Annotated in this window: 19 protein-coding genes; 3 read left to right on the forward strand and 16 right to left on the reverse strand. The window is 54.4% G+C overall.

All coding sequences use genetic code 11. The features are described from left to right. Positions 1–17: 17 nt before the first annotated feature. The 4 genes from WMW72_RS00505 to WMW72_RS00520 form a co-directional block, all read right to left on the reverse strand. A complete protein-coding gene (locus WMW72_RS00505) occupies positions 18–239 on the reverse strand; it encodes a YuzB family protein (protein WP_341413446.1) in 222 nt (73 codons plus the stop codon). A 29-nt stretch (positions 240–268) separates the two neighbouring features. Then, positions 269–571, reverse strand: coding sequence for an iron-sulfur cluster assembly accessory protein (locus WMW72_RS00510; protein WP_341413447.1), 303 nt, complete (start codon positions 569–571; stop codon positions 269–271). Positions 572–707: 136 nt separating this feature from the next. Beyond that, on the reverse strand, positions 708–2,135 hold the full coding sequence (locus WMW72_RS00515; RefSeq protein WP_341413448.1) for an MFS transporter: 1,428 nt from the start codon (positions 2,133–2,135) through the stop codon (positions 708–710). 160 nt (positions 2,136–2,295) lie between these two features. Next, on the reverse strand, positions 2,296–2,880 hold the full coding sequence (locus WMW72_RS00520; protein ID WP_341413449.1) for a TetR/AcrR family transcriptional regulator: 585 nt from the start codon (positions 2,878–2,880) through the stop codon (positions 2,296–2,298). 243 nt (positions 2,881–3,123) lie between these two features. On the opposite strand from WMW72_RS00520, the gene WMW72_RS00525 reads away from it, so the two are divergent. Next, the gene (locus tag WMW72_RS00525; RefSeq protein ID WP_341413450.1) at positions 3,124–4,236 is read left to right on the forward strand and encodes an AI-2E family transporter; all 1,113 of its coding nucleotides are present in this window, start codon (positions 3,124–3,126) and stop codon (positions 4,234–4,236) included. A gap of 14 nt (positions 4,237–4,250) precedes the next feature. Here WMW72_RS00525 and WMW72_RS00530 read toward each other — a convergent pair whose 3' ends face one another. From WMW72_RS00530 to WMW72_RS00585, 12 genes are all read right to left on the reverse strand, one after another. Continuing rightward, a complete protein-coding gene (locus tag WMW72_RS00530) occupies positions 4,251–4,484 on the reverse strand; it encodes a hypothetical protein (protein WP_341413451.1) in 234 nt (77 codons plus the stop codon). 85 nt (positions 4,485–4,569) lie between these two features. Beyond that, positions 4,570–5,781 carry a M14 family zinc carboxypeptidase gene (locus tag WMW72_RS00535; RefSeq protein ID WP_341413452.1) on the reverse strand — a complete coding sequence of 404 codons (1,212 nt, stop codon included), beginning with the start codon at positions 5,779–5,781 and terminating at the stop codon, positions 4,570–4,572. Positions 5,782–5,849: 68 nt separating this feature from the next. Continuing rightward, complete coding sequence (racE, locus tag WMW72_RS00540) at positions 5,850–6,659, reverse strand: glutamate racemase (protein WP_341413453.1); 810 nt, start codon at positions 6,657–6,659, stop codon at positions 5,850–5,852. Between the two features lie 144 nt (positions 6,660–6,803). Next, the gene (locus WMW72_RS00545; protein WP_341413454.1) at positions 6,804–7,871 is read right to left on the reverse strand and encodes a delta-lactam-biosynthetic de-N-acetylase; all 1,068 of its coding nucleotides are present in this window, start codon (positions 7,869–7,871) and stop codon (positions 6,804–6,806) included. A 276-nt stretch (positions 7,872–8,147) separates the two neighbouring features. Beyond that, positions 8,148–8,588, reverse strand: coding sequence for a disulfide oxidoreductase (locus WMW72_RS00550; RefSeq protein WP_341413455.1), 441 nt, complete (start codon positions 8,586–8,588; stop codon positions 8,148–8,150). 113 nt (positions 8,589–8,701) lie between these two features. Beyond that, positions 8,702–9,649: a hypothetical protein gene (locus WMW72_RS00555; protein ID WP_341413456.1), complete on the reverse strand. Its 948-nt coding sequence runs from the start codon at positions 9,647–9,649 to the stop codon at positions 8,702–8,704. Positions 9,650–9,668: 19 nt separating this feature from the next. Then, a complete protein-coding gene (locus WMW72_RS00560; protein ID WP_341413457.1) occupies positions 9,669–10,877 on the reverse strand; it encodes an ABC transporter permease in 1,209 nt (402 codons plus the stop codon). Then, positions 10,874–11,572 (reverse strand): ABC transporter ATP-binding protein, encoded by a 699-nt coding sequence (locus WMW72_RS00565; protein ID WP_341413458.1) that lies wholly within the window; start codon positions 11,570–11,572, stop codon positions 10,874–10,876. Before WMW72_RS00565 ends, WMW72_RS00560 begins: the two co-directional genes overlap by 4 nt. Positions 11,573–11,659: 87 nt before the next feature. Further along, positions 11,660–13,399, reverse strand: coding sequence for an alkaline phosphatase (locus WMW72_RS00570; RefSeq protein ID WP_341413459.1), 1,740 nt, complete (start codon positions 13,397–13,399; stop codon positions 11,660–11,662). A gap of 301 nt (positions 13,400–13,700) precedes the next feature. Continuing rightward, positions 13,701–14,924: a glucose 1-dehydrogenase gene (locus tag WMW72_RS00575; protein WP_341413460.1), complete on the reverse strand. Its 1,224-nt coding sequence runs from the start codon at positions 14,922–14,924 to the stop codon at positions 13,701–13,703. Continuing rightward, the gene (locus WMW72_RS00580) at positions 14,921–16,990 is read right to left on the reverse strand and encodes a glycoside hydrolase family 15 protein (protein ID WP_341413461.1); all 2,070 of its coding nucleotides are present in this window, start codon (positions 16,988–16,990) and stop codon (positions 14,921–14,923) included. The genes WMW72_RS00575 and WMW72_RS00580 overlap by 4 nt, the downstream gene beginning before the upstream one ends. Positions 16,991–17,084: 94 nt before the next feature. Continuing rightward, a complete protein-coding gene (locus WMW72_RS00585) occupies positions 17,085–17,522 on the reverse strand; it encodes a hypothetical protein (protein WP_341413462.1) in 438 nt (145 codons plus the stop codon). Between the two features lie 158 nt (positions 17,523–17,680). Here WMW72_RS00585 and WMW72_RS00590 point away from each other — a divergent pair, with 158 nt between their 5' ends. Together WMW72_RS00590 and WMW72_RS00595 are read left to right on the forward strand one after the other, a co-directional pair. After that, entirely contained in the window at positions 17,681–18,346 is a 666-nt protein-coding gene (locus tag WMW72_RS00590; RefSeq protein ID WP_341413463.1) for a helix-turn-helix domain-containing protein, read from the forward strand. 182 nt (positions 18,347–18,528) lie between these two features. Continuing rightward, a complete protein-coding gene (locus tag WMW72_RS00595; RefSeq protein ID WP_341413464.1) occupies positions 18,529–19,194 on the forward strand; it encodes a helix-turn-helix domain-containing protein in 666 nt (221 codons plus the stop codon). Positions 19,195–19,312 lie beyond the last annotated feature (118 nt).

Below are 19,312 nucleotides of genomic sequence, written 5' to 3' on the forward strand. Positions count from 1 at the left end.
GGATTTGGTATATATTTCTATTTTATATACTTACTTGCTTTCTTAATGACCTCATCCTCAGTTGGAGCGGTCACATACCGGCCGTTGACGAAGATGAACGCAAATCTGGTGCAAGGTCCGCAATACGACTTGCAGCCCACCTTGATCTCGGCGTCGGGGGCCAGCTTCTGCAGCTTGGGCAGTGTAGTCTTCATTCTCATGTTCTTGCACTTGTCGCAAACGCGTATATCGTTAGCCATGCGGCCATCCCTTTCTTAGCGCGGCCTAATCAATGGTCCCCGTGATTGCCCTTGCTTGGATTCGTAACTGCAAATCCTTCTTCCGGTACGTAGAAATAGTCCACTCGAATGCCATCTAACATCGGCTCGTCCTTCTGCAGAATAACCTCGATGCCGCTATCCGTTGTGACGACTTCGTCATTGTCGGTAGGCGTGTCCATCCCCATGCCGTAATGGGCATGGTCTCCGTGCTTGTGCGTAATATAGACGCGAAGCTTCAGCTCTTTATTTTCTTCTTTGTCGATTTCGGCCAGCAATACCTTAGCCGCGTTGCGCGATATTTTACATTTCATCGTTATGTCACTTCTCCCACTTGGCGTTTCTCCTTATTGTATAAAAACCGCGCGGCGAAAGCAACCCGTCACACCGAAACCTGTCGTTCATCTGTGATACGGTCACCATGCGACAGGAGAAACTTACATGGTGCTATTAATGGGGCGCACCGATATTGATATCAACGTGAGCCGTTTTTTTCTGCCTCAGCGTGACGAAGGAAACGAGAATAGCCAGTGCCGTAACGATGGCGGTTATGATGAAAGCCGTTTGAATGGCTTGAGTGAGATCTGCGGGTGCCATCGATTCCAACGTTGCGTCTGAACGGAGACTGGCGGAAATGATCGCCATAATGACAGCCAAGCCGACTGCACCGCCAATTTGTTGGCCGGTCGAGATCATCGCGGATGCCACGCCCTGTTCCTTCGGATCGATTCCCGTGCTGCCTGCAATAAACATCGTGGTGAATACTAGCGCCTGCCCGATGCCGATGATGACGGTTCCCGGGATGATACTCCATATATTGCCGGAAACGGATATCCCGGTTAACATGAAGAACCCGATCCCTCCAAGCCCCATACCGATCGCAATCGTCCCAGCCACGCCGACAGACGATAACATTTTATTAATCAGCCTTGCGCCAAGGAACGCGCTGATCGTTAGCGGCAAGAAGCTTAGACCTGATTGAATGGCCGAATAGTGCAATACCTCTTGCGTATACAAGGTCAAAAAGTAGTACAGAGTACCGAACGAAGCCGAGAATAAGGCCGCCATCAATGCGGCTCCGGTCAGGTTGCGATTGCGAAACAATCTGAATGGGATTAGAGGTTCTTGCGTTCGATTTTCAATGAAGACGAACAGCAGGAGCAAGGCGGCGCCGAGCAGACCGAACGGCAGCGTCCCCGCACTGAGCCAACCCTCCATTGGAGATTCGATCAAGTAATACACGATAAGAATCATGCCCGCCGTCACCGATATCGTGCCTGCCGCGTCGTAATGCCGTTTTTTCGTTTCGACCTTGCTCTCCACAAGTACAATCGGAGCGAGGAAGATCGAGATGATCGCTATCGGTACGTTGACGTAAAAAGTGGTCTCCCAACCGATATAGCTGGTCAACACGCCGCCAAGCAGCAATCCGAGAGAGAGCCCGACGCCTCCTGTAGCCGCCCAAACTCCCATGGCCCGGTTGCGCTCGGTCCCTTCATTGAAATTGGACATAATCAGTGACAAGGTCGCTGGCGAGAGCAGCGCTCCCCCGAGACCCTGCAGTCCTCTTGCTAGAATCAGCATCATTTGCGAGGTTGCAAGTCCCCCGAGTAATGAGCCTAGGGCGAAAATGGCTGTTGCGACAATAAACATTTTCCGCCTGCCGAGCAAGTCTGACAATCGTCCACCGATCAGCAAAAAACCGCCGAAAACAAGCGAGTACGCGCTAACCACCCACTGCAAACTGTTGGCGGAGAACCCCAGATCGGCTCCCAGAGAAGGCAGTGCCACAAAAATAATCGTGTAATCGAGCGCCAGTACTAACTGGGATACTGCCAGAAGCATTAATGCGAGACCTTTATGCTTGCTAACATTCATGTCTACATCTCCTTCTTATTCCGGACTAAACAGTCTAATTTAATCAAAAAAAATAAAAGGCCACAGCATAACAAACACTTATTTGATCGATCAGTCTAATATAGTTAAATAAATAGACCATTATTCCAAAAAAATAAAATGGCCCTGTTTGCTCTATCAGTCAATGATCAAGTGTAGAGAGTACGACGGATGAATAATCTTCCAAAACTTTAGGATCATTGGACAGTTTTGCCGCCTGTGTCAACCCGTATCGCGCATGGTATAAATATCGTGCAAGCGCATCTAAGTTCTGATGCAGACCTAGCTCTCCCTGTTCACGAGCACGAAGCAGCGCCTCATAGAAGGCTTTTTCGAGCAGCATGCGATCGCGTTCAAACAACGCAGCGATCTCAGGATCGTGAGGCACCTGATCGATGGCGCTATGAATAATCAAACATTCCTTGCGCCGTTCTTCATCCTGCAAGGCCGACACAATAATCTGAAAAATTTCAGCAATCGCTTTTTTAGCAGACTCCGCACGATCGAGATGGGAAACAACCGCCAAAGATTTCTCTTCCACATAATGCTTCACTGCTTTGATGAAGAGATCTCTCTTTGTCCCGTAAGTGTCGTACAGACTTTGGCGCGCAATCCCCAATCCCTCAAGCAAATTCTGGAGAGATGTACCTTCGTATCCGTAATGACCAAACACTTCCATAGCTTTATGCAGGACCTCGGTCGCATCAAACTCCTTGTTTCTTGCCATCTAGTTTCCCTCCCTTCTGTCCTTATATTACACATAATAGATCGAACAGTCAAGAATAAACATCAACAGGATGTCACACTGAAACCTAAGAAATCCGTCCTCGTCATGGATAGCGACTTGCGCAGAAACCTTCGGTCTTTTAATATGAAGAAAGCAAGCAACAAGGAATGAACCCGAAGACAATAAGATCATGAAGCGATGGGCGGCTGAGCGCCGACCCGACCGAAAGGCTAAGGTGAACGGATGATTTCGTTTTATCAGAAATATTACAAGACGATTTTCGATATGGCGCTGCTTGTGTTGACCGTGTACCTGTTTATGTTCGTTTTCAGCCACGTTTACAATGTAGCCAAGCCGATCTTTATCGCGTTCGTCATTTACCTCATCAACGAGCCACTGGCGCGATTTCTGCATCGCAGAGGTCTTGCCAAATCAATCGCTGCCGCCATTTCGACCTTGGTATTCGTCGTGGTCATTCTGGGGCTGATTACGGGTCTCGGCGCCATCTTCACCACCCAGATCATCTGGCTTGCGGACAAGCTTCCGGATTATGCCGTTGTGCTGGAGAGAGAAGTCATGAGCCGCTCCGGCTCGATCCAGTCGCTGCTCGGTTCACTGCCCGTTGATCTGGACCTCGTCGAGAAGGCTAAGGAATACTCGGTGGATATTATTCAGAAGGTCACCAACCTCGCCAGATATTTTCTAATCAATCTGTTCGGCATGCTGACTTCCGTTTCCACCTTCGTGGTCAACTTTGTAATCGGCATTATTCTGGCCTATTTCCTAAGCATCGAGATCCAGTCCTGGAGACGGATCGCTTCTGAGAAGACGCCGAAGACGTTCAAGAAGGCGTTTCAGTTTTTGCGCGAGAACGTCCTGTTCGGGATCGTAACTTACATAAAGGCGCAAGCCAAGCTGATCAGCATCACCTTTCTCGTTATCTTCGTCGCCCTGCTAGCCCTTAGAGTGAATAACGCCTTCTCCATTGCCCTATTGTCGGCTATCTTTGACGTGCTGCCGCTGCTCGGCGTGTCTACCTTGTTTATCCCGTGGATCATCTACCTGCTCGTCGTCGGACAAACGACGCTGGCGATCTGGCTGGCCGTCCTGCTCGCTGTCGTCATCGGGGCCCGCCAAATTCTCGAGCCCAAGATTACCGGAGATTCACTGGGCGTGTCCGCTTTCACGATGCTGTCCTTCATGATTATCTCGCTGCAGCTCTTCGGAGTAGCAGGGCTGATCTTGTCGCCCGTGTTGATCATCTTGATCAAAGCGCTCTACGAGCAGGGCTACCTGAAAACATGGATTCGCATGCCCGCGGAGGAATACGAGGTCGAGCCGCCCGTATACAAATAGCGGCTCGGTCGCCCCTACGCCCCGTACTTCCGCTCAGCCCGCTCGGTGAACCAGTTCATCAGCAGCAGGGTAACCGCGATATCGTCAATGGGCATCAGAGGCATCAAGTCCGGCGCTATCCAATACACCAGCGCCGGCACAATGAACAGCAGCTTCTCACCCAGTGGTACCCGCGAGGAGCGCAGCAACGGAATGATCCGCTGGAACACATGGCCCCATTGACGAAGAGAACCTAATCGCTTGAACATGTTCCGCTTCCCCCCTTAAGTTCGTTTAATGTATAATACCCCAAAAAAGACCGCCGGTTTCAATTTTCCGGCGGTCTTCGTATGTTCATAACAGCAGCCCTTCAACCAGAAGCGGCAGCAGCTCGCGATAGATGGAGCCTAGCTGCTCCACCGGCAGTGGATTAACCCCGAAGCCAGCTTCAATCGTAAAGCCAGGCTTTCGGTATTCCCGGATAAACCAGTCCTTGTAGCCTGCATCGCTGCCTGTCAGCTTCACGGCTCGGTAACCGCTCAGCTCCTCCAGCCGCTGCGCCATAGCCGCGGATTCCCCGGGCTCATAATCCCGGTAATTCCAGTAGATTTCCCGGCCTTGGGTATGGAAGGCCATCACTAATCGGAAATCCCGGCTGGCCGTGAACGCAGCCATAGCTGCCGCTTCCGGCTCGGATAACGGGCTTGCTCCGGTATAGTCGCGTGGCCCTGGCCCGGCGACGTCACGCCGATCCCGCTCCGTCTCCCAGTATGCGGGAAACTGATCGTTCAGATCAACGCCGCGGATATTGGCCTTCCAGCCGGAGAAATCGGCTGAGCCTCCGTTCCACGCCAGCAGACGTTCATAGTACGGATGACCCGAAGCCACTCCGTGCAGTGACAAGTCTACCCCGTCTGGATTGACCATCGGCACGATCCAGAGTGACGATTCCTCAGCCAGCCTCCTAGCGTCCCTGCCGGCGATCTTGTCACCATTGCGCCACGCGGCCGCATAGCTTTCGACGAATTGCATGAGCAGCAGAGAAGTCATCCACTCATTGGCATGGAATGCGCCGTTATAGTGAACCTCCCGGCTTCCGCTTCCAATCCGGATATAAGGAATCGTTTGCCCCAGCACAGTCCGGCCGACTGATCCGGTTTCCAAGAACGGGTAATCCCTTTGGAGCCGCTTCAGTTGGGAGACGAGTGCTGCGTAGCCATAGCCCTCTCCCTCGGCCTGCATAATCTCGTGAACCTGCGGCAGTACGATGGTTTGTCCGATACGCAGATGCCGGTGGTGAATACCGGGGTTGACCTCCAGCAGCTCAGCCCCTTCCAGCCCAAACCTCTGGGCTACCCCGTCGATGGTATCGCCTGCTTTCAGCACATAGCTGCTGTACGCAGGCTGGACCGCTTTCCTTCCGGCGGACACCTGCCTTTGCCCATACAGTCCTTGCCGCTCCCTCAGTTCGCGGCTAACCCGGAACCATTCGCTTACGGGCAGTCCGTACCGCAGCGCGATGCGCTCCCACGTATCTCCCCGCCCGATCCTATAAGGGAATGTCATGCTTAGATCCACCTCCGGCATGGTGCCCGCGCCGCTAGCAGCGCGTTTCTCCAACATATGCCGGACGGTTAAATAATATTCGGAACCTGCCAGACAACGGGTGTCACCCGAATTTGTTCATTCAACCAGCTCTGGGCGATCATCCGGAACATGACCGGATCACCGCTGCAGAAAAATTGATGCACGGGAATCACGGGGCTTTTGGCCAGCATCCCCTTATGGTACAAAATCGTGCTCACTTCCCTTGCAGTCTCGTCCGCGGAGCTGATCAGCTTCACGTTCGGTCCCATCGCCTGAGCGATAGCATCGGATAAGAACGGGTAGTGGGTACAGCCGAGAATCAGGCAATCCAGAGGAACGCTGCTCAGGCTCTCCAGCGTATCCGCTACGATCTGGGTCGTCCGATCCGCGCGGAACTGCCCTCGCTCGACAAGCGGAACAAATTGTGGACAAGCCATGCTCACCACTTGAATCTGAGGTGAGATTTGGCGCAGAGCTTGCTCGTAAGCACCGCTGCGGATCGTGCCTTCCGTGCCGATCACACCGACGAATTGATTGCGGGTCGACTTGATGGCAGCTCGCGCACCGGGATGAATAACTCCGACTACGGGAACCGGCAGTCGTGCCCGAATCTCCTCAATCGCAACAGCCGTCGCCGTATTGCAAGCGATCACAATCATCTTGGGCTGATATTGGAGCAAATAATCGACGATTTGATGCGTGAAAGTGATGACTTCTTCAGCGTCTCTCGGGCCGTAAGGCGCCCGGGCCGTATCGCCGAAGTACAGGATTTTTTCCTGCGGCAGCTGGCGCATGATTTCCTTAGCCACCGTAAGTCCGCCGACCCCTGAATCCAATATGGCAATCGCTTGCTGCACGTATGTTCGCTTCCTTCATGATAGGATGTGTAAGACCGGTTCCTGCTCTACAGAATATGTAAACCGGAGAGGAAATGTACCATAGACATGCCTAATGAGCTGCTGTTAGGCAGCCCCTGGCCTTTCCTATGCCTCGCTAATTTGTTATTTCGGAGGCTCGATATCGTCCAGCCGCGCCAGCGTATAGCCGGCTTTCTTGATCGCTTTGACGATGCGGTCGAGCGCCTGAATATTTTCCGGGGAGCCCTGATGCATCAGAATGATATTGCCGTCATGCAGGTTATTCATAATATCGTTATACGGATCCTCGGCGCCGTTCTTGCGCGGCTCCCAGTCGCGCATCGCGGTGGACCAGAAGACCGACGAATACCCCATACCCGATACTAATTCGAGCAGATGCTTGTTATAACGTCCGTAGGGAAAACGGAAATACGGCTGCATCTCCTGCCCCGTCACGTCCTTATAGAGCTCCTCGTAGTCCTTGATCTCCTTGCGGACCTGGTCGTCGGTCTGCAGATTCATGTCCGTATGCGTCATCGTATGGTTGGCAACCAGATGTCCGTCCTTCACCAGCTGCCGCACAAAGTCCGGGTTTTTCTTCACATTATAGCCGGCGATGAAGAAGTTGGCTTTGGCATCGTTATCTTTCAGCGCCTTCACCAGTTTATCCGTATCTCCAAGCTCTCCGCCCGTATCTATGGTCAGGTAAACCTTCTTCCCGGTGCCTACCCATAACGCCTTCATGTCCTCTGTGAAGGTCTTGGTCTCAGCCGGGAAGCCCGGCACTTGGCCCTTGCCCTTCTTCATGTAATACCAGGACAGCGCCTTACGGTCCCCTGTGCCGGGTTCCTGCGGCTTCTTCACATTCGCTGAGACGGCAGTGCCGGCCGGATTGCGGGCACCATTGTAGACGGACCCTGTGGCCGTCTCCTTGGCAGCGGATGCAGCCGGCTTGGACGGCTCAGCGGGGGGCTTCGGCGCGTTCTCAGCCTGGTCCCCAGGCTTATCCGCGGCCTTGTCCGTCCCGACGTCCGACGTCACCGGAGTAACCGGCGGAGCAGGTACGATATCGGAGGCCGGAGCTTCCTTCTGCTGAAGGCCGATGAGCGGCGGCGAAGAGGATGCCTCATTGCCGCTTCCGCTCCCGCTGCAGGCGGCCAGCACAGCCGTCAGTGCAGCCAGCGTGAACCAGGCGCCCGTATTTTTTCTCATGATGTCTCCTCCAGTCACAGAAAGCCTTGCGATTAAGCGAATCGGCCGAATGACGAAACCCTAGTCTATCTCTATGTAATTTCGTGATGAAATGGTTAATTCTAGATAACCAGCCTTCATCTATGAACCAGTATACTAAAGAGTGTCTGACTAGACGACTGATGATTACCCCATAACTTCCTGATAAGAGCCTGTTCAAGCCAGTCCAGTCCTGCCCGGTCCCTGCCACTTACGCAGTATGCAGCGTTGATACGCTATCCGGCTCGCGTCTGCAGGCTACTTCCCGGATTCTCCCCGTTCCGCTCTCCACAGCAGCACCATCAGCCCGCTGATCAGCACAAATGCCACAAGCGCCAGGAATGGAATCGTCACAAAGCCGAACCAGTCAATATAATCGACATCGCAAGGCACCAGTCCGCAAGCCTTCGCCCCGTCTTTGAACCATTCGGTCTTCTGCATCAGATAGTGATACAGGGAAATCCCGGCGCCCCACACCGAGAGCGGAAGCACGTACAGGTAGATGCGTCTGTCCTTGCGCACAGCTGCGATACCGAGAAGCAGAACCAGTGGGTACATCAGAATACGCTGATACCAGCACAGCTTGCAGGGAGCATAATGCAGAATTTCAGAAAAATATAAGCTGCCCAGCGTCGCGACCAGTGCAACGACCCATGATAAATGAAGTCCGTTCTCGCGAATGAATGGTTTCCACTTCATAGTGTCTCTCCCTCTATCAATCTATGAAATCAATCTATTATATCACTATTCGTCCGGCGTGAGAAAGAATGCCAAAAAGCCCAGCTGGACACAGGTCCAACTGAGCTTTTCGCCTATTCTTTGATCGGCTCGAATTTCGCGTCGTACAGGCGGAACATCGTTTTGTAGCCCGATTCGTCCACCTTGATGCCGACATCCAGCCTCCCCGTGATTTTGAGCGGTCCGGACGTATAACGAAGCTTCACATCATCCGGCACAAAAACCATCATGATCTTGTTCCAATAGGTTTCGTCGCCGTTATCGAACGGACATTCCGCACCTGGCTGAGGGATCAACAGGAACCAATGCTTGTCGAAGGACAGCACCTCGCCCATATAGCCGTTGATCTGCACCGTCTTATGCTGCTCGCTCAGATCCCAGAATTTTTCAGCGGGCCGGTTTTGCTTGTCATCGTCGAAAAAGTCCTGCCACTTGATCTTGGGCGGCCCGCTCTCTGCCTTCGCTCCTTGACCGGCTGCCGGCGCTTCTGCCTTGACCGCAGGCGGCGTTTGGCCTGACTGCGGGGCAGCCGCCTGCTCAGGCGCCTTCACGGCCGCCGTAGCAGGCGGAGTCGTGCTTTCAGCGGCGGGAGCTGCTGCCGGCGGAGCCCCCTGTGGCGCCGTACTTCCGCCGGCTTGCGAGGAGGCAGTCTGCGGAGAGGCGACGCGGTCGGCTGTCTGCGCAGCAGGCGGCTGCTCCGCTGCGCCTCCTGCGGGGGCCTGGTTGGCCGGTGCCGACGAGGTCTCGGACGGCTTGGCTGCTTCCGGCGCCTCCGCCTTCTTCTCCGGCCCGGCGCTCACAGCGCTGCTCGTCCCTGCCGCTGCGGACTGGTCTGCCACAGCCTGGCTTGTCGAGCCTGCAGCCGATTGCTGCCCGGCTGCAGGCTTGGACGTCGGCTCTGCCGTTCCCTTGCCCGCCTCTGCGAACGAACCGGCCTCCGTGCCCGGCTTCACCTGTCCGCAGCCGGCGGCCACTATCATCAGGGCCGCGCATAGTGCGGCCCTCCAGACTTGCTTCGTCATGACTCCACCCCGTTTATGCTTAATGTCGAAATAAAGTGAGCGCATCCACCCGGTAAATCCGTGCTGCCGGGATCAGCGAGGCAACGGCACCGAGCACGAGCGTGCCCAGCGTCAATAGGAGCAGGTCCCCTGCCGGAGCAAGACCGCCAAGCCGGATACCCGCATAGATGAACAGCGGATCACTGATCAACCAGCCGATCAGGTGGCCCGCTACCAGGCCCAACACCAGTCCGGCAGCCGTCAGCAGAGCCCCTTCGCCTACAAGAATGCCCAGGATATACGAACGGCTCTTCCCGATGAGCCGCAGCAGCCCCACGTCCTTCTTCCGCTCCTGAACGGCGGCCGTCAGAGACAGCAGCAGGGAGACTGCAGCGAGCAGCACGCAGATCAGCATGACAATCAGGATCAGCTGCGTCCCCGTATCGACGAAATTCAGCACGTCTCCGACCGCTTTGCTAGCATAGACGGCTTGCACCTTCTCCAGCTTGTCGTACTTCAGCTTAACCATCTGCGCACCCAGCAGCGAACGGGGCTTGACCAGCACAGCCGTCACATCGCGCTGCTCCGACTGGTGAGCATGCACAGCCCAGGCATGATCGACAGTCGTAAAGACCGTCCGGTCGTCGGCTGTATTCAGCTTGGGCAGGATGCCTACGACGTGATAGGAGAAGCTTGCGTGAGCGTCATGCTCTTCTTCCCCATGCTCATCCTCGTCCATCGAGTGGCTCTCCACCAGACCGTGGCCGCCATGAAACTCGTCCCCGACCCGGACATTCAGCTTTCTTGCCACCTCATATCCTACGGTGACTTCACCGAGCTGCTTGTACAGATGCCCCTGAGCCAAGCTGCGGTCGGCATACCGAGTCTGGAAGTATCCCGGGTCGATGCCGATGATCGGGAAGCCGTTAAATTGATCGCCTGCCGTCATCGCATACGCAGCCTCAATCTCAGGCTCTCGCTGCAGAGACTCCAGCACCGAATGCGGGATGTTGCCTGTCGGCGTCCCCAGCCGGTAGAACGAGTGCAGCACGAGCTGCGACTCGCTCCCGTCTGCCCCAATTACCAGCTCGAACGGCCCGTAGCCCTTCTGAGCCCCCTGTTCCACGGCTTCCCGGCTTTGCAGCAGCAGCACGAACAGCGAGATCGTGATCGCTACTGCGAGCACCGTCAGGAGGGAAAGCGTCTTGCGGTGCAGGACGTTTCGAAGGATCAGCATCCATCCGTTCATACGGCTGCCCTCCCTGATCCTTGCGGCTTGGCAGCAATCAGCAGGTTAATATCCGTCATATTGACGATGCGGGGAAACTGCTGCGCAAGATGAAGATCATGCGTGACTGTGAGCAGAGTCAGTCGTTCTTGCGCGCACAAGCTCAGCAGCAGCTCCATCACAGAGCTTGCCGTCTCCCAGTCCAGGCTGCCTGTAGGCTCATCAGCCAGCACCACCGGGGGACGGTTGATCAGCGCACGGATCATCGCGACCCGCTGCTGCTGACCCCTGGACAGCTCCGACGGCAGATGGTTCATTCTGTCAAGCAACCCGACACGCTCGAACCAATCGTCGATCAGCGACTTACGGGAAGAGGGCTTCCTGGAGCCGTCAAGCACGAGTTCGACATTCTGTCTCGCGGTCAGTGAAGGAATAAGGTGAAAATCCTGGAAGATATACCCGATATGACGCGCCCGGAAGGCATCGCGCTTGGACTCCTGCCATGCAGCAATCGGATGCCCGTCTATGACGACCTCACCTTGATCTGCCGGGATGACGCCGCCGATGATATGCAGCAGGGTGCTTTTGCCGCTGCCGCTCGGGCCGATGAGGGCTACTCGCTCCTTGGGCGCAACCGACCACTCATCAATCTTCAGAATTGGGAGCGTCTGGCCTTGCAGACGAAAAGATTTTTCGAGCTCTTGAATCCGGATCATTGGTCCTGACTCCTTTCTACAAAACATAGACAGGAGAGCCGAGGCCCTCCTGTCTGCTCTTGCGGGGACGCTGGTTCCCGGTAGGTATTACAGTTTTACAATACGCTCAGACAAGGCATCCCAAGTCAAGGCTTTGCCGCTCAGCTTGCTGAAAGCTTCCAGCGGCAGGTACAACGTGCCGTTGTCCACTTGAGCTTTGAAGCCGGCATCTGCTCCATCGAGGGTTACACTCAGCGTGTCGATGCTGACGACCAGTTTTTTGCCTGCATTTTCGAGGCTAACGGTACGGTCTTGAGCATTCCATACGACTTTGTTGCCCAGCGACTCGCCAACGGCTTTGGCCGGGAACAGGACGGCATTATCACGCGTAACTTTGAACTTCGGATAGACATGCTTCGCTTGCAGCTCAGCAGTCGTACCTTCCAGGTCCACGCCTACAACTTGCGCAGATGCTTTAGCGATTTGCGTATTGTCGATTTGGCCTTTTACCAGTTCCTTAATCGGACCGTATGCCCAAACGCCTACATCTACCCCAGAGTGGCCATGTCCGCTCCAGCCGATCAGCATACGCTTGGATACGACTGCATTATAAGCGCCTTCTTGAGCGTAGGAGGAGCCGTCACCTTTCATGATGTACTGGGCTTCTTCATCCGTCAGATCGTTAATCCACGTATTGGCTGCGACGATCGCTTTCACTTCGTCTACGGTCTTGGCCGCTTTCAGCTTGCCAGCGATGAATTCGGAGGAGTTCTTCTGCTTATCCCACAGATCCATATTCATTTCGTAGATATTGTCACGCGCCAGGGACAAGCCGCCGGTTTCGTGGTCAGCCGTGATCACGACCGACGTATTGCCGTCTTTCTTTGCAAAATCCAAGGCTACCTTCACCGCCGCGTCGAAGTCCAGCACTTCCGCTACCGTCGAAGGGAAGTCGTTCGCGTGGGAAGCATGGTCGATCCGGCCGCCTTCGATCATCATGACAAAGCCGTTTTTGTCTTGCGACAAGATGTCGATGGCTTTGGATGTCATCTGTGCCAGGCTCGGGATGTCTTCCGTCCGGTCCGGCGTGTAGTTCACGTGGGACTTGCCGAACAGGCCTAGCGCTTTGCCCGTCGTTGCAGACAGGGAGTTCAGAGCGTTCGTATCCTTCACGATCTTGTAGCCCTTCGCTTCGAAGTCGCCGAGAATCGTCTTGTCTGTGCGCTTGCCCTTCTCTTCCTTGCTCGTAAAGAAGTCGCTGCCCCCACCGAACAACACGTCTACGCCGCTCTCCAGATACTGGGAAGCGATCGCATTCTCATTGTCACGGTTGCGCACGTGAGATGCGAATACAGCAGGGGTTGCATGCGTGATCCGGGCGGTAGTTACCAGACCTGTTGCCTTGCCCTTCTTCTCAGCCGCTTCTACGACGGATGCATAAGGCTTGGAAGCGTCCTCGTTGGATACGCTGATACCCGCATTGTATGTTTTATTACCTGTGGCGAACGCGGTACCGGCAGAAGCCGAGTCCGTAACTACGCCGGATACGATCGTACCGCCATCCTCTCCACGATCTGCATATGTAGTAGCTTGTCCGACATAGATGCTGTCGAGGTTCAAGTGATCAATGCCTTTTTCGTATTTCAAATAGTTGCGGCCAGCGGATACTTGAGCAGGACCCATGCCGTCGCCGATCAAGACGATCAGGTTTTTGGAAGCCGGAGCTTGCACAGTTGTTGCTGCGGATTCAGAAGTTTTGACGGCATCTGCCGCGACAGCTGCATTTATCGGCAATACCGACAAAGCCAAGATGGAACTCAGAACGACTTGATTAACACGCTTTCTCAATGGGAATTCCCTCCAGAACTGTTATAGTATCTTCTCTTTTATTCTACCATCAAGCATTAAGAGAAGATTATCCCGTTGTAAATACAGTGTTAAGCTCGGATTAAGATTTTGTAAAGGGTTGTCGGAATTTCAGCCCAAGCGATGAAAAAAGCCTTCTCCACCGCAGGTTTTCCTTCGGCTTCGAAGACTATTCTTTCAAATCCATGTCCCATTTCTATTCCAGATTAGGTTCAAAAAAATATCGCTCCATCTATTATTCCCGGTATAAATGGAATAATATTGTTATTCCAACGAGGCAAGGCTACACCGAAAAGCTATAAGCCACCTCAGCTTCATGCTCCGCCGGCTTGACCAGCTTCGTCCACTCCGCTGGAGGAACCACATCGACGACCGCCTTAATCCCGATACGCTTGAAGTCAAGCCGCGGCAGATTCTCCAGTGTCAGGCGGTCCGTAATCAGCTTATCCAGCACGCCCGGGAATAGCTCCTCCATTCGCTTCAGACGGTACAGGCCCGTTTCGAAGTCCTTGCGGGAGGCATTCACCGAGCCGACGATGCATTTATTCTCCAGCACCAGCTCCCGGTTAATCGAGTCCGCCGCTATGTCTATATTGGTGCTGCCGGGCGTCACTCCGAGCAGCGCCAGCACGCCGTTGGGTCCCAGCGCGCTCATCGCATCGAACGCCAGAGGGCTAAAGCCCGTACATTCGATGATCAGATCAGCCCGCTTGTCCTTATGCCGGAGGAAGTCGGCCAGCCCCGAAGCTGTCCGCTCCTGTGCCGCCCCGCCTCCTGCCGCCTGCCAGGCATCGGACTGCTGATATTCCGCTCCGCACTGCCTGACGATGTCAGCGCCGGATGAGTCTGCCGCAGACTTGGACCATACGAGGGTCTCGAGTCCAAGACAACGGCAGGTGAGGGCTGCCAACAGCCCCAGCGGACCTGAGCCGAGGATGACTGCCGTCTTCGGCTGCCAGACCAGCCGCTGCTGGATACGCTGCACTTCATCCCATACCTTCTCCACGATGCTCTGCGGCTCCGTGAGGAAGCCATGGCGCAATTGAGAGAGTGGTACCTTAACCAGGTAGCGTGCATCCTCGACATAATATTCCGACATATAACCGTTGGCGCCCTTGATCCCCCGCTCGACATAACCGCCGCTCTCGCAATAATCCTGTTTCCCGTTGCGGCAGTTTACACACCACGGCTCTGAGCATGGGCGCCGGACGAGGGCCGTTACGAGATCGCCCGGCCGAAGGCCGGTGCCCTCCTCAGCCCCCTCGACGATGCCGAGCGATTCATGACCGATAATCAGCGAGTCCTCGCCCTCCGGGGGCATCCCGTACTTCTCCGTCAGCACCTCACGGTCCGTCCCGTCCAGCCCTACGCACAGCACACGTACCAGCACGTCCGTGGCCGAGCGTCGCTGCGGCGTCTCGACCTCACCGTACACCAGTTTACGTACGGGTTCCGTGCCGTCTGCCTGCGGGTCCGGGAGCAGCCCTGTCACCTTGACCGCCTTCATGCATCCGCCCTCCCCGTCCGAGACAGCAGCTTCTCGTCGCTCTGATCCTCACTGCTCTTCCGTTGATGGCGGAACCACTTGAGCTTCGATATATATTCCTGTACGACCTTGACGAACGATGCATGCGACCAGGTCAGCGGCGAGACGGACAGCGGTTCCCCCGTATACGGATGTACCTGCTCAGCCAGCGCACCCGACGGAAGCGCGTGCCTGACCGTCCAGCGCAGCAGCTCCTCGGCTTCCTTCAGCGCGTTCTCGTCCCTCGCCGCCGCGATCACATACTCCGCATACCAGAGGGTACATATAAACCAGGGATTGCCCGGGACCCGATCCACATCTTTGGTCACCTGGTGATAATAATCGTTGGTATACCGGGCCAGCCCTCCGACCTCCGTCTGCACCCACAGCTTCTGGCGGATCGCCTTCATCGTCGCTTCCACGCGCGGGTCTTCCACCGGTATCAAGCCAAAATCAAACACCGCGTACATGCTCGCATCCAGCGTGAGGTCAGCCTCATACGTTCCTTTCTCCGCGTTCCAATACAAGGAACGGATGAATCGCCCCTCCGCCTCCGAATACAAATACTGCTCGGCTGCTTGCTTCACTCTGGCGGCATCCTCCCGATAGCGCAGCGCCCGAAGCTTGTCGCCGAAGGTCTCCGCGAATGCAGCGGCAGCCATCAGCCCACCGTAAACGCTGGAGACCGTGAATAGATGCACCCCGTATCTCTCCTCCCATAAGTCATAGGAGGGCAGAGGGAGTCCTGATGCATCCTTGTAACCGGACATAAAGTCAGCCGCCGGGATGACGAAGGACTCGTAGTCCTCACGGGCCTCCTTCACCGTGCCGGCCAGCTTATGATGATGCCAGAGCGCATACAGCACGAGCGCCGTCTCATCCTCCTGAATGGGGAACTGCTTCTCGCCCTGCGCATTGATCCAGGGATGCCAGCTTGAGCCCGGCGATCCGTCAGGGTTGTATTTATGCAGCAGGAACCCTTCCTCCGACAAGCCTTTCCGGCAAAAGTTAAAGAAGCGCCGGGTCAATGCGAAATATCCGGAACGATCCAGCGCATGAGAGATCAGCGCCCCGTCCCTCGGCCACATATACGAATACGTATCGCGGGCGAATTTCATAATATCCGAATCATTGGCCGCCAGTATGGCCCCCCGATTGTCCATATGGGTACGGATAATCAGCAGACTGCGCTGATAGAAGGAAGCCAGCTCCGTATCCAGCAGTCCGAGCTCATGCCGGTCTTGGGTCAGCCACTGCTTCCAGTAATTATATGTGCGCTGCAGCAGCGCCTGGGGAGCCTGCTCGCGAACTCGCTCCTCCAGCTTGCGGACCTCGCTTAGACTGCGCCCGAAGCAAACCCAGAACCATCCCTCAGCGGTCCCTCCGGCTGGCAAGGTCAGCTCCAGCTCCAGCGTGCCGTCTACCGAGCCCTGGGCAATCGGATTGCGTCCAAGCTGTCCGTCCTCCGCATCCTTCCAGGTTCCCTCCAGGCGGTTCATTTCCTTCTGTCCGGTCGCATACGACGATGGGGATGAGCCCTTCCCGTCCGGACCTTTGCTGGAAAGCGTCAAATACCGGTGTCCCTTATAGAACACCAGAGAATTCAGTTCCGGATCGTAATACACCGTATCTCCCACTCCGTTGCCGTAGAGATGCAGATCCAGATGAAAATACAGCTTTACCTTCCGATCCGTATTCCAGTGGTTCGTTACGACGATCTTACGGATGAATACATTGTCCTGACTGTCCACGCCGTCGCGAATTACCATGTCCAGCCCAAGCCGGTCATGCTTGCACGCCAGATGGGTCACCATCGAATCATTCAGATACCCTGCCTGCCTCTTCAGCTCGTCATTGTCGATCCAGAAAAAATCCTCTGCAGTCCATACGCCAAAATGCGACAGATGATCAATCGCTTGATTCTCTTGTCCCACATAAGGGAAATAAATGTCGCGCACATTATAATGCGCATCAAAATTGATTAACACGTTGCCGTTGCCAATCGGCAGATCCCTTGCCATCGTCAGCTCATCTCCTTCCTGCTCCACCTAATTTCCCCTTAGCAGGAATCGATTTATGCATCCATGGCCAAAACGAAAAAAGCCGGCCCCGAAGGAACCCGCTGCATCGCCTTTTATGCAGTTATCTGCGTTTGCGCCCATGCTTGACCAGCGTCATGCGCCGGGAATGCCGCAGCCACGAATAATAGGCCTTAAGATCGCGCAGCTGAATATCCTGCGAGATACGACCCAGAAAGGTAACCGCAATCATTTTATGCAGCGGGTTGCCGGCAATATCGACTTCCTGCTTCAGCTCCATAAACTCTGCGACCATCACCAGATCCTCGTCGATCAGGTAGACGTCCTTCTCATTGGGATAGTACGGATGAATCCGGTTATTCTTTAACTTATCCCACAGAAATTCGCAAATATGCTCCACGGTCGCCTCATCCGGCTCCACCCGTTCCGCCCATCGGCTGATGGCGTGGCTGGTGATGACAATATCCGCAATCTTATATCCATGAAAAGGCACATAGAAGGGTTCATAGGTATTCCATCGATTCATCACCTTATCTTTCATCCTGTTCTCCCCCTTCAGACCTAAAAAAGCTACTAATATTATCGTATTATCCGTATTACACGCAGTCAAGTACTATTTAACCAGCTAAACATTTTTTTAGAATTGCTATTTATTTTCATGCAACAGTCCATTACAATAGTTGTGAAAGGGGTGAAAGGATGGGTCAGCCTGTTCCTGAGTTTGGCAAGTTTCTTGAATCACTTCGAGGCTCGCTGTCGCTACGCGAAGCCGCTAGAAAAAGCGGGTTGTCCCACGCCTATATCCGGGACCTGGAACTCGAGCGCAACCGCTCAACCAACGATCGCATTACCCCGTCTCCGGACACGCTGCAGAAACTGTCCGTTGCCTACGGTTATCCTTATACAGAGCTGATGATCAAAGCCGGCCATCTGAGCAATGGAGATGTTGTTACGGGCAGCCAGGGGGCCAAGGCAGATATCGACTTGAACGAGGTGCGGTTTATCGAGATCGGTATGAAGGAAATCGTGTATCATAGCGAAAACTTGGACACCACCCTCAGCGTCGATTCTCTGCTGGATTTCAGCAGCTTCCTGGATAAGCTGGAGGAGTACGGCTTCCGTAAAATGGACACGGACCTGTATGTCAGCTTCAACCACGTACGGAAATACGACGAACGCCGCGGCAAGCTGTATTTCGATGAAGAAGGCAAGGGTGCGCATGTGACCATCTCAGCGCTGCGTCAGAAGAAGTATCACGATCTGTTGGTCCGTCATGTAGCTAACAATACCAACAAAAGCCTCGAGTTTTCGTTCGGCAAAAACGGCAAAAGCCAGCTTGCCCACATCATTGAAGATAACGTATAGATGCTGATAGGGATGCCTCAGCTGGTACTCTAGTAAATCTTACGCTGCAAACTTTCAAATATGCCTATTACCGTTAAGCTTTCAGTCTATCGGTAATAGGAATTTTTTTACTTTAAAGGGAAAATTCTATTTATTTTTACTCTCGACTCCATTACAATGATGGGAAAGGGGGTATTCAAATTATGGGTCAACCAATTCCGGACTTCGGCAAGTTTCTAGAATCACTGCGCGGCTCTATGTCGCTTCGCGAAGCCGCTAAGAAAAGCGGTCTGTCTCATGCCTATATTCGGGATCTGGAGCTTGAACGCAACCGTTCCACCAACGACAGGATCACCCCGTCCCCCGACACGCTGCACAAGCTGTCCACGGCCTACGGCTATCCGTACACAGCGCTGATGATCAAGGCAGGACATCTGAGGGATGGCGATATCGCACCGAGCCGGAGCGGCTTCAGGGAAAGCTTCGACCTTGTCGATGTCCGTTACATCGAGATCGGACTCAGGGAGCTTGTCTATCACTGCCAAAATTCTGTGACCGCTTACAGCATCGATTCCCTGCTGGATTTCAGCACCTTCCTGGACAAGCTGGAGGAACATGGCTTCCGCAAGATGGATGCCGATCTGTACGTGAACTTCCATCAGATCCGCTGCTACGATGAGAAGCGCGGCAAGCTTTACTTTGATGAGGACGCGACCGGGGTCGAGATTACGATATCGGCACTGCGGCAGAAGAAGTATCATGCGCTGCTGAAGCGCTATGTAGCCAATAATACCCATAGAAGCTTGGAGTTTAGCTTGGGCAAAAGCGGCACGAGGACAAGCGTTCAGATCGTGGAGGATCACGCATAGCCTTGGGCCGGCCGCTTTCTTTTCTTAATACGTTGCTTGGCTCCATTTTGTTTCACAACATATTTTACTTTTTTAACAAACTTCTGTATCAACCGGTGACCTGTTTACGGGTTCCTGC

The organism is Paenibacillus filicis, from assembly GCF_038070315.1.
Lineage (GTDB): Bacteria > Bacillota > Bacilli > Paenibacillales > NBRC-103111 > Paenibacillus_G > Paenibacillus_G filicis.

What these genes read in the sequence shown, in the direction of transcription:
- WMW72_RS00565 (WP_341413458.1), bottom strand. Translation starts at nt 11,572, where the DNA reads ATGATCCGGATTCAAGAGCTCGAAAAATCTTTTCGTCTGCAAGGCCAG.
- WMW72_RS00560 (WP_341413457.1), bottom strand. Translation starts at nt 10,877, where the DNA reads ATGAACGGATGGATGCTGATCCTTCGAAACGTCCTGCACCGCAAGACG.
- WMW72_RS00515 (WP_341413448.1), bottom strand. Translation starts at nt 2,135, where the DNA reads ATGAATGTTAGCAAGCATAAAGGTCTCGCATTAATGCTTCTGGCAGTA.
- WMW72_RS00535 (WP_341413452.1), bottom strand. Translation starts at nt 5,781, where the DNA reads ATGACATTCCCTTATAGGATCGGGCGGGGAGATACGTGGGAGCGCATC.
- WMW72_RS00590 (WP_341413463.1), top strand. Translation starts at nt 17,681, where the DNA reads ATGGGTCAGCCTGTTCCTGAGTTTGGCAAGTTTCTTGAATCACTTCGA.
- WMW72_RS00525 (WP_341413450.1), top strand. Translation starts at nt 3,124, where the DNA reads ATGATTTCGTTTTATCAGAAATATTACAAGACGATTTTCGATATGGCG.
- WMW72_RS00585 (WP_341413462.1), bottom strand. Translation starts at nt 17,522, where the DNA reads ATGAAAGATAAGGTGATGAATCGATGGAATACCTATGAACCCTTCTAT.
- WMW72_RS00555 (WP_341413456.1), bottom strand. Translation starts at nt 9,649, where the DNA reads ATGACGAAGCAAGTCTGGAGGGCCGCACTATGCGCGGCCCTGATGATA.
- WMW72_RS00530 (WP_341413451.1), bottom strand. Translation starts at nt 4,484, where the DNA reads ATGTTCAAGCGATTAGGTTCTCTTCGTCAATGGGGCCATGTGTTCCAG.
- WMW72_RS00550 (WP_341413455.1), bottom strand. Translation starts at nt 8,588, where the DNA reads ATGAAGTGGAAACCATTCATTCGCGAGAACGGACTTCATTTATCATGG.
- WMW72_RS00505 (WP_341413446.1), bottom strand. Translation starts at nt 239, where the DNA reads ATGGCTAACGATATACGCGTTTGCGACAAGTGCAAGAACATGAGAATG.
- WMW72_RS00595 (WP_341413464.1), top strand. Translation starts at nt 18,529, where the DNA reads ATGGGTCAACCAATTCCGGACTTCGGCAAGTTTCTAGAATCACTGCGC.
- WMW72_RS00520 (WP_341413449.1), bottom strand. Translation starts at nt 2,880, where the DNA reads ATGGCAAGAAACAAGGAGTTTGATGCGACCGAGGTCCTGCATAAAGCT.
- WMW72_RS00510 (WP_341413447.1), bottom strand. Translation starts at nt 571, where the DNA reads ATGAAATGTAAAATATCGCGCAACGCGGCTAAGGTATTGCTGGCCGAA.
- WMW72_RS00575 (WP_341413460.1), bottom strand. Translation starts at nt 14,924, where the DNA reads ATGAAGGCGGTCAAGGTGACAGGGCTGCTCCCGGACCCGCAGGCAGAC.
- WMW72_RS00545 (WP_341413454.1), bottom strand. Translation starts at nt 7,871, where the DNA reads ATGAGAAAAAATACGGGCGCCTGGTTCACGCTGGCTGCACTGACGGCT.